8 protein-coding genes are annotated in these 13,377 nt (G+C 66.5%); 4 read left to right on the plus strand and 4 right to left on the minus strand.

Annotated features, from left to right (window positions below; genetic code table 11):
* Positions 1 to 32 precede the first annotated feature (32 nt).
* Positions 33 to 1,202 carry a DUF3667 domain-containing protein gene (locus G7079_RS00475; protein ID WP_166054510.1) on the plus strand — a complete coding sequence of 390 codons (1,170 nt, stop codon included), beginning with the start codon at positions 33 to 35 and terminating at the stop codon, positions 1,200 to 1,202.
* Complete coding sequence (locus tag G7079_RS00480; RefSeq protein WP_166054512.1) at positions 1,199 to 1,528, plus strand: DUF4286 family protein; 330 nt, start codon at positions 1,199 to 1,201, stop codon at positions 1,526 to 1,528. The genes G7079_RS00475 and G7079_RS00480 overlap by 4 nt, the downstream gene beginning before the upstream one ends.
* 75 nt (positions 1,529 to 1,603) lie before the next feature.
* Here the strand turns inward: G7079_RS00480 and G7079_RS00485 are convergent, their stop codons facing one another.
* The 4 genes from G7079_RS00485 to G7079_RS00500 all read right to left on the minus strand — a co-directional run bounded on the left by G7079_RS00485 (position 1,604) and on the right by G7079_RS00500 (position 9,734).
* Positions 1,604 to 5,641, minus strand: coding sequence for a hypothetical protein (locus tag G7079_RS00485; RefSeq protein ID WP_166054514.1), 4,038 nt, complete (start codon positions 5,639 to 5,641; stop codon positions 1,604 to 1,606).
* 142 nt (positions 5,642 to 5,783) lie between these two features.
* A complete protein-coding gene (locus G7079_RS00490) occupies positions 5,784 to 7,607 on the minus strand; it encodes an ATP-binding protein (RefSeq protein ID WP_166054516.1) in 1,824 nt (607 codons plus the stop codon).
* Positions 7,604 to 8,266 (minus strand): response regulator transcription factor, encoded by a 663-nt coding sequence (locus G7079_RS00495; protein ID WP_166054518.1) that lies wholly within the window; start codon positions 8,264 to 8,266, stop codon positions 7,604 to 7,606. The genes G7079_RS00490 and G7079_RS00495 overlap by 4 nt, the downstream gene beginning before the upstream one ends.
* Positions 8,267 to 8,357: 91 nt before the next feature.
* Positions 8,358 to 9,734, minus strand: a complete 1,377-nt coding sequence (locus G7079_RS00500) for a hypothetical protein (RefSeq protein ID WP_166054520.1) — start codon at positions 9,732 to 9,734, stop codon at positions 8,358 to 8,360.
* A gap of 467 nt (positions 9,735 to 10,201) precedes the next feature.
* Here G7079_RS00500 and G7079_RS00510 point away from each other — a divergent pair, with 467 nt between their 5' ends.
* Positions 10,202 to 12,394 (plus strand): primosomal protein N', encoded by a 2,193-nt coding sequence (locus G7079_RS00510; protein ID WP_166054524.1) that lies wholly within the window; start codon positions 10,202 to 10,204, stop codon positions 12,392 to 12,394.
* A 34-nt stretch (positions 12,395 to 12,428) separates the two neighbouring features.
* Positions 12,429 to 13,370: a transaldolase gene (gene tal, locus G7079_RS00515; RefSeq protein ID WP_166054526.1), complete on the plus strand. Its 942-nt coding sequence runs from the start codon at positions 12,429 to 12,431 to the stop codon at positions 13,368 to 13,370.
* The last annotated feature ends 7 nt before the right edge of the window (positions 13,371 to 13,377 follow it).

Raw genomic sequence — 13,377 nt, forward strand, 5'->3', positions numbered from 1 at the left:
CTGCCATCTTAACGGCGACAGGGTGAATGCCGATGACCGAACAAACCACCAATACCGAAGCCACACCGACCGCCGCCGCCGGCGACTGCCGCAACTGCGGCACGCCCTTGCTGGGCGCGCACTGCTACGCCTGCGGACAGCCGGTGAAAGGCTTGGTGCGGCCGCTGGGCAACCTGTTCGGCGACCTGCTGGACAGCGTGTTCAACATCGACACCCGCATCCTGCGCACGCTGCCGCCGCTGTTCGCCAAGCCCGGCTTCCTCAGCACCGAATATTTCGCCGGGCGCCAGGTGCGCTACGTGACCCCGGTGCGGCTGTTCTTCTTCCTCGCCATCGTGACGTTCTTCCTCGCCCAGCTGAGCTTCCAAATCGGCCCGGACGCGATCGACGTGGACGGCAAGGGCAGCAACGGCAACATCCGCGACGCGAGCACCGTGGCCGAGGTCGAGAAACGCCGCGATGTGGCGCTGGCCGGGCTCGCAGATGCAAAGAAGGGCATGGCGGGCACGCCTGCCGCCAGCGGCATCCCTGGCATCGAAGCCGGCGAGCAGAAAGTGCGCGAGGAAGCCAACGCGCGGATCAAGCAACTGCAGGAGGCGCAGGCCAAGGGCGAGCCGGTGCCGGAAGCCGACGAGAACAAGCTCAACCTCAGCATCAATGGCAAACGCTGGGATGCCAAGAAGAACCCGGTCGACACCTGGCTGCCTTCTTTCGCCAACCGCTGGCTCAACGACCAGATCGTACGCGGCAACCGCAACATCGAACGGCTGAAGCAAGATCCGTCCGCGTTCAAGGACGCGGTGCTCAGCGCGGTGCCCACCACCTTGTTCGTGCTGGTGCCGATCTTCGCGCTGATGCTGAAGCTGGCCTACCTGCTCAAGCGGCGGCTGTACATGGAGCACGTGGTGGTGGCCCTGCACAGCCATGCCTTCCTGTGCCTGGACCTGTTGCTGGTGTTGCTGGTGCGGATGCTGCAGGAGTGGCTGGCCCCGAACGGCGGCGCGCTCGCCACCCTGTTCGGCTGGATCGAAGGCCTGCTGATCGCCTGGATGCCGATCTACCTGCTGCTCATGCAGAAGCGCGTCTATGCGCAGGGCTGGCCGATGACGCTGCTGAAGTACTGCGTGCTGGGCTTCTGCTACACGATCCTGCTCAGCTTCGCGATCGCGGCGAGCATGGCGATCGGACTGGTGGCGATGTGAGCGCGGCGCAGGCCGGCGATGTCGTCTACGAGGTGAACCTCGATGTCGAGGCCGCCATCGAAGCCGACTACCGCGCCTGGTTGCGCGGACATATCGACGACATCCTCGCCCTGCCCGGCTTCCTCGATGCGCGCGTGTTCGACGTGATCGACCCGCCGCCCGCTCCCGGCCGCATCGCGCTGTGCGTGCAGTACCGCATGCATGACGAAGCTGCACTGCAGGACTACTTCGACCAACACGCACCGCGATTGCGCGGCGATGGCATCGCTCGCTTCGGCGGCAGGTTCAACGCAAGCCGGCGCGTGCTGCGCGCAGTAGCGGCCTGATAAACGAACGGGGGCGATGCCGAAGCATCGCCCCCTCCCGCAACGACGGCGGGCGCCCCCGCAGCAAGGCTTGCCTTACAGGTCGAAGCCGAAGCCCGCGCCGGCGCTGGATTCACCGCTGCCGAAGCTGGCGCCCAGCGAGAACGAACCGCGATCACCCAGGCGCTTGCCGTAACCGATCGACACCGCCCCCTCGCCGCCCTGTGCACCCACGCCGATGGCGATGCGGCCCTTGCTGCTGTTGCCGTTGGCCGCGTTCACCGACATCTGGGTCATCGCAGCGCCCATCGCACCGATCCGGTCGATGCGCTGGTCGGTCTTGGCGAAGCGCACATCCACTTCCCGCTGGTACTGGGTGAAGTTGTCGTTCCAGGCCGCGAACTTGCTGTCCGTGTACGCATTCGCCGCGCTCAGCGTGGCGGTGCTGCGGGTGTCCGTATACGCCTTCGAGCTGCTCAGGGTGGCCGCATCGCCCGCGGCCATGTCGGTGCGCACCGCCGCTTCGCGGGTGTCGGTATAGCCATTGGCCGACGCCAGCGTGGCCGCATCACCGGCATCGGCGTGCGTATTGGCGGCGGCCAGCGTGGCCGCATCACCGGCATCGGCGTGCGTATTGGCGGCGGCCAGCGTGTCGGCATCGCCGTCCTGCAGCTGCCCCAGGTTCACGGCATCGGTGGCGGCGGTGCCGTCGGCCAGGTTATGCACTTGCGTGCCATCCGCACCCTGCAGGGTCACGCTGGACTGGCTGGGATCGTCGTACTGCACCCCATTGCCGCCGGTATCCATCCAGCTGCCGATCGCTGCCAGCGCGTCGCCCACGTTGTTGTAGGTGATGCCCAGGATGGTGTAGCTGGGCGGCGCGAACACGCCGCCGGCATAACTCGCGCCACCGCCAAAAGCGGACGCCAGCGGGAACAGTTGCCCCACATTGACCGCATCGGTATCGGCGGTACCCGCCGCAAGATGGATGATCTGGCCCTGCGTGGTCGCGCTGCCCACCGACACCGCATAGTCGCGGTCGGCGACCGCTTGATAACCGATCGCGGTGCTGCCGAAGTTCAACGCCTGAGATCCGTAACCGAACACGCTGCTTCTCATGCCGCTGGCGGTGTTCGCCACCCCGAATGCAGTGCTGCTCTCACCACTGGCGGTGTTGGCGAGGCCGAACGCGTTGCTGCCACCACCGGCAGCCGTGTTCCGGGTGCCGAACGCGCTGCTGTTAGCATTGCTTGCGACGTTTTGGAAGCCGAACGCGCTGCTTAGGCTGCCGCTGGCGGTATTAATGTAGCCAAACGCGCTACTGTAGTTACCGTTGGTGACACTCCCTACACCAAACGCACTGCTCATCAGCCCGCTGGCTTGGGTCACCCGGTCAATGCCCGCATCGAACACGCCATCGCCGTCCTCGTCGTACCAGGTGCCCACCGCGATGCTGTTTGCCCCGTTGGTGGTGCCGGCAGCACTGTTGCCGGCCACGCTGCCCACGCCGATGGCCACGCTGTTGTTGTCGTAGGCGGTGCTGCCCACGCCCACCGCAACGGCGTCGTCGCCGGTCGCCCCGTCGTTGTTGTAGTTGCCGGCGGCGCTATTGGTGTTATTGACGCTGAAGAAATGCACGGCTGTGCCACCACTGACGCCGGCGATGGCGTCAGTCAACTGCCCAAAGTTCACCGCATCGGTGGCGTTGATGCCCGCCGCCACATGAACCAGGCGGGCGTTGCGGTCGCTGCCGTAGGCATTGCCGTTTATATCCAGATCGACCGCCGCGTGGCCGAACGAGACCACGCCGGCTTCGTCGGCCACCGCCTCGTAGCCGATGGCGGTGCTGCCCTCCTTCAATCCCCGGCTGCCGTAACCGATCGCGACGCCTTTATTCACCGTCACTGCAGCGTGAGTGCCGATCGCAACGCTGAAATTGCCCGAGACCGAGCTATGACTGCCGAATGCGTTGCTGTAATGCCCGTAGACATTGTTAAAAGTACCTACCGCGTTGCTCCTTTCACCTTGAACAACGTTTTGGGTGCCAACTGCGTTGCTGTAGTTGATGACTTCGACGGTGTGGCCGACTAGATTCCATGTGCCAAACGCGTTGTTGAAATTGCCGATGACGGTGTTGCCGGAGCCAACCGCACTGTTCAACACGCCGTCAACGTAGTTCAAGGCGCCGAGCGCGGTGCTTGAGTCGCCAATGACGGAACTCCCCACGCCGAACGCACTGTTGCTATCTCCGTTGACCTGGGTCAGCGTGCCGTTGAGATCCTTGGTGCCTGGCAAGGTCGAGTAATACCAGGTACCCACCGCGACGCTGTTGTTGTCGTTGGCGATGGCATTGGTACCCACGGCCAGACTGCTGTCGCCGCCGGCGGTGCTGCGCACGCCCACCGCAGTGGCATCCGTGCCGGTCGCCCCGTCGTTGTTGTAGTTGCCTGCGGTGCTGTCGGTGGAATTCACGCTGAAGAAATGCAGCGGGGCGCCGCCACCACTGACGCCGGCGATGGCCGCATCCAGCTGGCCCTTGTTGACCGCATCGGTGGCTGACGTACCCGCCGCAAGATGGATGATCTGGCGCTGCGTGGTCGCGCTGCCCACCGACACCGCATAGTCGCGGTCGGCGATCGCCTGGTAACCGATCGCGGTGCTGCCAATGTTCAGCGCCTGCGAGCCGTAACCGAACGCGCTGCTCCATTGGCCGCTGGCCGTGTTCAGACTGCCGAAGGCACTGCTGCCGATGCCGCTGGCGGTATTGAAGAAGCCGAACGCGCTGCTCTTGTTGCCGCCGGCGGTATTGGAGAAGCCGAACGCACTGCTGAAGAGCCCGCTGGCGTCACTGCCCACGCCGAACGCGCTGCTGTGCGTCCCGGAGGCCTGGGTCAGCCAATCGGTGCCCGCATCGAACACGCCATCGCCGTCCTGGTCGTACCAGGTGCCCACCGCGATGCTGTTGCTGCCGCTGGCGGTGGCGGGATCGCCGTCGCCCGCCACGCTGCCCACGCCCAGCGCCACGCTGGTGTTGTCCGTGGCGATGCTGCCGTTGCCCACGGCCACGCTGCTGGTACCCAGCGCAACACCGACTTCGTCGTTACCCGGCGAGCCGTCGCCATTCTTGTCCCACCAGCCACTCAGCACCGTGCTGTACGCGCCGCTGGCGTAGCCGCCAAAGCCGAACGCGCTGCTGCCGAAGCCACTGGCGATGCTCTGATTGCCGAAGACGCTGCTGTAGCTGCCGCTGGCCGTGTTGAGGAAACCGAACGCGCTGCTCCGCTCTGCGCTGGCGGTGTTGCCCACGCCGGATGCACTGCTGTAGCTGCCGGACGCGCTGTTCACCTGGTCGGTGCCGGCATCGAACACGCCATCGCCGTCCTGGTCGTACCAGGTGCCCACCGCGGTGCTGTTGCGGCCGATGGAGCCGGGATTGCCGTCGCCGGCCACGCTGCCCACGCCCACCGCCACGCTGAAGACGTCGGACGCCTGGGTACCGGCCCCCACGGAGACGCTGCTGGGGCCACTGGCGCTGCTGGTTTCGCCGGCGTCGACGGTCCCGTCGTTGTTCTTGTTCCACCAGCCGCTGAGCACCATGCTGCCCTGGCCACTGGCGCTGCCGCGAAAGCCGAATGCGCTGCTGGCGCTGCCGCTGGCGATGTTCGTGTAGCCGAATGCACTGCCGTACAAGCCATTCGCGGTGTTCATGTAGCCGAACGCACTGCTGGCAACGCCGCCCGCAGTATTGGTGTTGCCGAACGCGCTGCTGTACGCGGCACTGGCGGCGTTGAGCAGGCCGAACGCGTTGCTGCTGCCGCCGCCAGCGGTATTGCCCACGCCGAACGCGCTGCCGAAATTGCCGTTGACGGTGTTCAAGACATCTCCGGCATCGAACACCCCATTGCTATTGGCGTCGTACCAGGTGCCGAACGCCGCGCTGTTGGCACCCAGGGCGCGATTGCCGTCGCCGCAGGCTACGGCTTCCGCGCCGGCGGCACTGTTGGGCTGGCTGGGTGTCGCCGGCGTGGTGGTGCAGACCACCCCGGCCAGCGCCGGCGTGGTCAGCAACGACAAACCGCCGCTGACAGCCAGCGACAGCACGGAACGGCGGACATTGCGGCGAGACATGCGCATGGCGATTTCCCCGAAGGAACCGCCAGTCACCATGCCGCCCGGCACAGCCGTCGCCGACGGTCGTGCCGCCTAAAGTATGCACATGGGCGCGGCTTGAACATCCACGAAATCAGGTAGGCCGGAGGGCGAATCGCCCGCGCACTCACCCAGCCAGCGGCATCTCCAACCGCAGCTCCATGCCCGGCGCCCTGTCTCGCACCTGCAAATCGCCGCCCAGCCGCATCGCGCGCAACCGCATCGACGCGAACCCCGCACCGCCGCCTTCCATGCGCAGCATGCTGCTCGCCGGCAAGCCCACGCCATCGTCGCGCACGCTGATTTCGAGCCGTTCTCCCGCGCGCGCGATGCGCACGTCCACCCGTTGCGCGCGGCTGTGCTTGAACACATTGGTCAGCGCTTCCTGCAACAGTCGCAGCAGGTCGAGGCTGCGCGCAGGTTCCAGGTGCAGACCGTCGATGCCTTCCACCTGCCAGTAGGCGTCGATGTCCGCCGCTTCCAGCAAACGGCTGGCGCGATGCCGCAGCGGCGCGATCAATGCGGCCAGGTCCGCCTGTTCCTGCGCGGTAGTATCGATCACCAGGCGCAGGTCGTCGCGCATATCCTTCAGCATCGACACCAGGCTTGCCTCCGATGAAGTTTCCGGCGCCTGTTCGAGTCGCGCGATGGCGCCGACCAGAGTGCCGCCAAAACCATCGTGGAGGTCGCGCACCAGTTGCAGGCGCTCGCCGGCGCGGGTGTGCGCGAGTTCCAGCGCGTGTTGCTGGTTCATCGTCTGCGCAAGCTGCGAGGTCGCCGAATGCACTTCGCGGGTCAGTTCGGCGTTGAAGCCTTCGACACGCTTCATGGTGTTGGCAAAGCGATAGGCCAGTACGAAGGCCGTGCCGAGGACGGTCAATGGGGACAACAGCGCGCCGAGGTAAGTCGATGCCTTCATCCAGCACAGATAAATGGCAAGGTCGTGGAAGGACACCACCAGCGGGACGCTGACGCAGGCCGCCAGCACCAGGTAATCGATGCGACGCTTGCGCAAGGCATAGCCGATGAAGGCGAGGTTGGCGACATACACGAAGGCGACCGCCGGGATCAGATAGGTATTGCGCTGCGTCCCCATCCAGTCGGGAATGATCGGAACCAGCACCAGCGCCAGCAAGGCAATCACCAGCAACGCGCGCTCGATGCGCGGCCAGCGGCGATTGCAGTAGCGCAGCAGGAAGATCGCATGCGTCACCACCATCGCCACGAAGGTGGCCGAGATGAAGGCCTGCCACATGTTGGTGGTCGGGAATGGCCAGATATTCTCGACGATGTAGTTACTGCCATACAGGCTGCCGAAAAAGCCGCTGAGCGCGTACCAGCCATAGGTGGTGTCCTGCTGGCGCACCAGCCAGAACAACCCGAACAGCGAAGCGACGACGATGCCGATGGTGAAATAGAGGATCTGCAAATCGCGGCGAATGAAGACGGCTTCGCTGAAGCTGTCCTGCAGCGCCTTGGCATCCCCGACCGACACCGTACCGAGGCCCGGTACGTATTCGCCGAGTCCCGACACCCGCACCAGCAGCTCGTTCTCGCCCTGTTTCAACAGTGGCGCCTGCACCACGTAATGGCGCGGCACGTGCCATTTGCGCGACAACGGCTCCACCAGCGATGCATCGCGATCAATCACGCTACCGTTGAGCCGCACCTCGGCTGCCATGCCGGTGTAATCGAGCAGCAGGCCGGTGGGCACTTGCGCGTCGGCCTGATTCCATCGCACGCGATACCAGACCACGCCATCGTGATCCGGCCAGCGCTCGCCCCAATCGTCCTGCAAGGTCACCGACACCCAGCCGTCGATCGGCGGCGTCTGCGCGTTCCAGTCCGAACGCGCGGCCTCCGCTTTCGCGATGGTGATCGGTGCGGCTTGCGCCTGCGCGATACCAGCGCAACACCACAGCAGCAGGGCGAGCACCGCGCGCAGGATCATTGCAGCAGGCCGCGTTCGCGTGCGGCATGCACGGCCTCGGTACGCGAGCGCACCGCCAGCTTGCGGTAGATGTTGCGGGTATGGGTTTCGATGGTCAGCCGCGACAGGCCGGTGGCCTCGGCGATCTCGCGGTTGCTCAGGCCGCGTTCGACGCTGCCAAGGATCTCGTATTCGCGTTCGGACAGCCGCGGTGCATCGGACATCAAGAGTGGTGCGGCCTTCGGCACCAGCTGCAGGATGCGCCGCGCGATGACCGGATCGATCGGCGCGCCGCCGCGCTGCAGGCTGCGCAGATGCATCGCCAGTTCGATGTCCTCGGCGTTCTTCAGCAGGTAGCCGATCGCGCCATTGCGCAGCGCGGACAGGATGGTGCCTTCCTCGGCCCACGACGACAGCACCACTGCCGGCAGCTGCGGCGCATGCTCGCGCAGCCAGGCGATGAAGTCGACACCGTTGCCGTCCGGCAGTTGCACATCGACCAGGACCAGGGTGTAGTCGCCGCGGGCGGCATGCTCGCGCGCGGTCGCCACATCGCCGGCGACATCGATGCGGATGTCGTCGCCGCCGACTTCGCGCAGCAGGCGCTGCGAGCGCGCCTGCATCGCAGCGTCGTCTTCCACTACCAGCACTGATGTCAGCGCGATTTCGCCCGCTTGCATCCCGTAGCGATTCCTTTCAGCCGGCGGCCGATCCCTTCATCATCATACGTTTACTGGCCGACGTATTGCCCATCGAGTCACGCACTGCCGGCTATTGAAGCTGTGCCTGCAACCACGCCCCACGCTGCGTGGCCGGTTGTGCCAACAGTTCCGCACGCAAGGCCGCGCGCTCCTCCGGCGGCGTGCTCTGCGCAAGCCGCGCACAGGCATCGATGTCTTCCGGCGCCGCGTCGCGCAGGAAGCGCAACAGGCGTTCGCGTTCCGCGGCATCGACGTAACCGAACAGCGCCGCGATGCGCGGCCAGTCGCGGCCCAAGCGCGGGCCCAGCCGCCAACCGGCGCGCGCATCGGAGGTTTGCGCGGCGAAACGTTCGCGCAGGAGCCGTTGTTCCTCGCCCGAAAGCTGGCGGACGCGTTGGCCGATGCCGCGCAGCTGCACGCGCTCGCCCGCCTCCAACGCCTGCCATGCCTGCCAGTGCCCGCGTTGCACGCCGCGCATGCGCGGCGACAAGGCCTCCCACTGCCGCACGCGCTGCGCGATGGCGGCCGCTTCATCGGCGGCATCGCGCACGCGCGGTTGCTCGCTGGCGCTGGCGATCGGCAATGGCACGGCATCCGCCGCCGCGGGATCGGATGCATTCGCCAGCCATGCCAGCAGGGCGAGCCGCTCGGCGTACCAGGCTTCCTGCGGCGCGGCCAGTTGCGCGCGGTCAGGGTGCAGGGCGATGTCGCCGGCATCGAAACGCGCCTTCGGCGCCGCCGCGGCCGGCAACGCCTCGCGCTTGATGCTGGCGAACCACTTCGAAATCGTTTCGCGTCCCGCCGGGTGGATGAAGAAGGCCGCGGAAAACGCCAGCACGCAGGCCAGCACGCCCAGCCACAGCCAGCGCGAGTCCTGCGATGGCAACGGTTCCGCCTTCGCTTTCGGCAACCGCCGGTCGCCGCGTGCGGATTCCGCCACCGGCCTTGCCAGCGGCGCCGGCGCAGGTGCGCGCTCGAGTTCGCGCTGTGCCGCCGCACGCCAGGCGCGCCAGACATCGACATCCGGCTGGCCCAGTTCGTTGCGCGGCAGGCTGTCGCGGATCATCGCCTGGTAGGCCGGCACCGCCAATCCCAGCGATGCCGCGGCGGCCTCGTCGTCCAAGCCCGCGACCAGATGCAGCAGCACGCCCGCGCGTTGTGCGGGCGGCAGCCTGGCAACGCCGGGCAGCAGCGCAGACGCGTCCGGCATCGACGCCTGGCGCAGCGAGGGCGTGGCCAACAGCAATCGCCAGTATTGCTGCGGCCATTGCGCCAGCGGCCACTGTCCGGCTTCCGCGGCGAACACCCGCGCGACGGCGGCCAGCGCATGCTCGCCACGCCCAGGGTCGCCTGCCTGCACGGTGGCGAATAGCCGCGCACGCTTGTCCAGGCCGCGCAGGAACGCGGCAACGGCAGCCGGCGAGGGCGGGGCAGGGCTGGGGGTCATTGCAGGCAGGGTTTCACACCGCAATCTTAGCCGCGCCAGCCGTTGGTGACCGACGAAACGAATGCTTGACAGCCCGCGTGCATGCGGCTCCGCCAGCGGTGATGCGGTCTGTGGGTAAAACGGTTGTGCACAGGCGTCATAAAAGCTTCACTGCCCAGTGTTCCACGGTTTTTCGGGCAGGCATGACAATTGCGTTTCACGCACAAGTGCTTGTTTTGAAAGGATTTGGATGCAATGGCTGTTTTTTCGCCAATCCCGGCGCGACGCTTGTTGTACGGCCCTTGCGCACGCTGGCCCAAGCAGGATGCACAGACTTATCCACAGATGATGTGGATAAAGACATTTTCTTAATGATGTCGGGCAGTTACGCGCCTTTCATCAGTAAAGCCTGAGTTGTGCCGCGCAAACCGGCCCACAACCCCATTCGCCACCGCCGCAGTCTGGCCAGCCTGCCCTAGACTGGCGGCATGCAGGCCACCCGTCCGGTACTGCACGTGGCCCTGCCCGTGCCGTTGCCACGTCCTTTCGACTACTTCCCGCCACCCGGCATCGATCCCGCATCGGTGGCGGTCGGCCAGCGCATCCTGGTGCCGTTCGGCGCGCGCGAGCTGTGCGGCATCGTCACCGGCCATGGCGTGGCCGAGGCCGGCATCGAACCCAAATCCGTACTCGCCCTGCCCGATCCTGCGCCGCTGCTGCAGGGCGAACTGTTCGCTTCGCTGCAGTGGCTGTCCGGCTACCTGCATGCGCCGCTGGGCGAGGTGTTGGCCACCGCACTGCCCGCCGCCTTGCGGCGCGGCGAGCCGCTGCCGGACACCACCCAATACGGATGGCGATTGAGCGAGGCCGGCCGCACCGCATTGCCATCGATGCGCGCAGGCAAACCGAAAGCGCTGGCGACGCTGTTCGAATCAGTTCGCGACGAGGAATGGCTGGATGACGAAGTCCCCGGCTGGCGTTCGGCCTTGCGCGGCTTGCGCGAACGCGGGCTGGTTGAGCGCATCGAAATGGGGACGGAGGGAATTAAGCCGCACTTAATTCCCTCCGTCCCCGTTTCCCTCAACTCCGAACAGCAGACCGCCGCCGAGACCATCCGCGCGGCAGATGGCTTCGCCGCGTTCCTGCTGGACGGCGTCACCGGCAGCGGCAAGACCGAGGTGTATCTGGACGCGATCACCGACTGCCTCGCGCGCGGCAAGCAGGCGCTGGTGCTGGTACCGGAGATCGGCCTCACCCCGCAGGCACTGGCGCGGTTCCGCGCGCGCCTCGGCGTGCCGATTCATGCGTTGCATTCCGGCCTCAACGACAACGAGCGCGCGCGCAGCTGGATGGCGGCAGCGCGCGGGCAGGCGCGGGTGATCGTGGGCACGCGCTCGGCGGTATTCGTGCCGCTGCCCGATGCCGGGCTGATCGTGGTCGACGAGGAACACGACGGCAGCTACAAGCAGTTCGACGGCATCCGCTACCAGGCGCGCGATTTCGCCATCGTCCGCGCGCGCGCGCTGGGCGTGCCGATCGTGCTGGGCAGTGCCACGCCCTCGCTGGAATCGCTGCACAACGCGCAGTCCGGCCGCTACAACCATCTGCGCTTGCGCCATCGCGCCGGCAATGCGAAGCCGCCCGCCGTGCGCGTGGTCGATGTGCGCAAGCAGCCGTTGCAGGCCGGCTTGTCGAATACGGCACTGGATGCGATTCGCGCCGCTTTGCAAGCCGGTGGACAAGTGCTGGTGTTCAAGAATCGCCGCGGCTATGCGCCGGTACTGCTCTGTCACGACTGCGGCTGGAGCGCGCATTGCACGCGCTGTGGCACTCCGGACAAACCCAGCGCAATGACCGTGCATGCAGGTGGCCACCGCCTGCAATGCCATCACTGCGGGCATCGCCGCGCGGTGCCGCTGGCCTGCCCGGATTGCGCCAGCCTGGGCCTGCAGCCGCAGGGTGCGGGTACCGAACGCATCGAGGAAGTGCTGAAGGAGCGCTTTCCCGACACGCCGGTACTGCGCATCGACCGCGGCAGTTCGCAACGCCGCGACGCCATCGAACACCACTTCGCCGAACTCGGCAGCCAGCCCGGAGTTTTGGTTGGCACGCAGATGCTGGCCAAGGGTCACGATCTACCGAACCTGACGCTGGTCGTCGTGGTCGGCGTCGACGAAGGCCTGTTCTCCGCCGACTTCCGCAGCGGCGAAAAGCTCGCCCAGCTGCTGATCCAGGTCGCCGGCCGCGCCGGCCGCGCCGACAAGCCGGGCACGGTGTTGGTGCAGACGCATCACCCCGAACATCCGCTGCTGCTTACGCTGATCGGTGGCGGTTACCACGCGTTTGCCGATGGCGAAATCGCGCTGCGCGAAGCCGCTGCGTTTCCGCCGTTCGCGCATCTCGCCCTGCTGCGTGCGGAAGCGAAGCATGCCGATCCGCCGATGCAGTTCCTGCAGCGCGCGAAGGAACTATTGGGCGATGCCGGCATCGAAATCGCCGGCCCCTTGCCCGCGCCGATGCCGCGCCGCGCCGGCTATCTACGCGCGCAGCTGATCCTGGCCTCGAACGAACGCCGCCGCCTGCATGCCGCGCTGGATGTAGTGATGCCGCAACTGCAAGCACTGCCCGAGGCACGCAAACTGCGCTGGTCGCTGGATGTCGATCCGGCGGAACTCTACTGAACGACAATCGCCGCAAGACAAGACGACGACACCGATGAGCAACCAACTCGAACAACTGCGCCAACTCTCCACCGTGGTCGCCGACACCGGCGACATCGACGCCATCGCCCGCTTCCGGCCGATGGATGCCACCACCAATCCTTCGTTGTTGCTCAAGGCCGCCGCGCTGCCGGCGTATGCGCCCTTGCTGGATGCCGCCATCGCGCAGGCCGCAGGCGATGACCGCGTGGGCGATGCCTGCGATCGCCTGGCGGTCGCCATCGGCGGCGAAATCCTCAAGCTGATCCCCGGCCGCGTCTCCACCGAAGTCGATGCGCGCTTGAGCTTCGACACCGAAGCCACCATCGCCAAGGCGCACCGGCTGGTACAGCTGTATGCGGATGCCGGCATCGGCACCGACCGCCTGCTGATCAAGATCGCATCGACGTGGGAAGGCATCCGCGCCGCCGAACGGCTGGAGCGCGACGGCATCCACTGCAACCTGACCTTGCTGTTCTCGTTCGCGCAAGCCGCCGCCTGCGCCGAAGCCGGCGTCTTCCTGATCTCGCCCTTCGTCGGCCGCATCCTCGATTGGCATCTTGCGCATGGCATGCAACCACCGACCGCGCCGCAGGACGATCCCGGCGTGCAGTCGGTCGCGCGCATCTGGCAGCACTACAAGCGCCACGGCTACGCCACCGTGGTGATGGGCGCGAGCTTCCGCAATACCGGCGAAGTGCTGGCGCTTGCCGGTTGCGACCGACTGACGATTTCACCGGAACTGCTGGCCGCGCTGGAACAGTCCGATGCCACGGTCGCACGCGCATTGGTCGATACCGGCGAACGCGCCGCGCCGCCAACGTCGCTAGATGAAGCGAGCTTCCGCTGGCAGCACAACGAAGACGCGATGGCGACCGAAAAACTCGCCGAAGGCATCCGCAAATTCGCCGCCGACCAGCGCACGCTGGAAGCGCTGGTGGCAAAACGGATGGGTTGAGCGATGG

It is taken from the genome of Thermomonas sp. HDW16, assembly GCF_011302915.1.
GTDB lineage: Bacteria > Pseudomonadota > Gammaproteobacteria > Xanthomonadales > Xanthomonadaceae > Thermomonas.

What these genes read in the sequence shown, in the direction of transcription:
- G7079_RS00475 (WP_166054510.1), top strand. Translation starts at nt 33, where the DNA reads ATGACCGAACAAACCACCAATACCGAAGCCACACCGACCGCCGCCGCC.
- G7079_RS00485 (WP_166054514.1), bottom strand. Translation starts at nt 5,641, where the DNA reads ATGCGCATGTCTCGCCGCAATGTCCGCCGTTCCGTGCTGTCGCTGGCT.
- G7079_RS00490 (WP_166054516.1), bottom strand. Translation starts at nt 7,607, where the DNA reads ATGATCCTGCGCGCGGTGCTCGCCCTGCTGCTGTGGTGTTGCGCTGGT.
- G7079_RS00495 (WP_166054518.1), bottom strand. Translation starts at nt 8,266, where the DNA reads ATGCAAGCGGGCGAAATCGCGCTGACATCAGTGCTGGTAGTGGAAGAC.
- G7079_RS00500 (WP_166054520.1), bottom strand. Translation starts at nt 9,734, where the DNA reads ATGACCCCCAGCCCTGCCCCGCCCTCGCCGGCTGCCGTTGCCGCGTTC.
- G7079_RS00510 (WP_166054524.1), top strand. Translation starts at nt 10,202, where the DNA reads ATGCAGGCCACCCGTCCGGTACTGCACGTGGCCCTGCCCGTGCCGTTG.
- tal (WP_166054526.1), top strand. Translation starts at nt 12,429, where the DNA reads ATGAGCAACCAACTCGAACAACTGCGCCAACTCTCCACCGTGGTCGCC.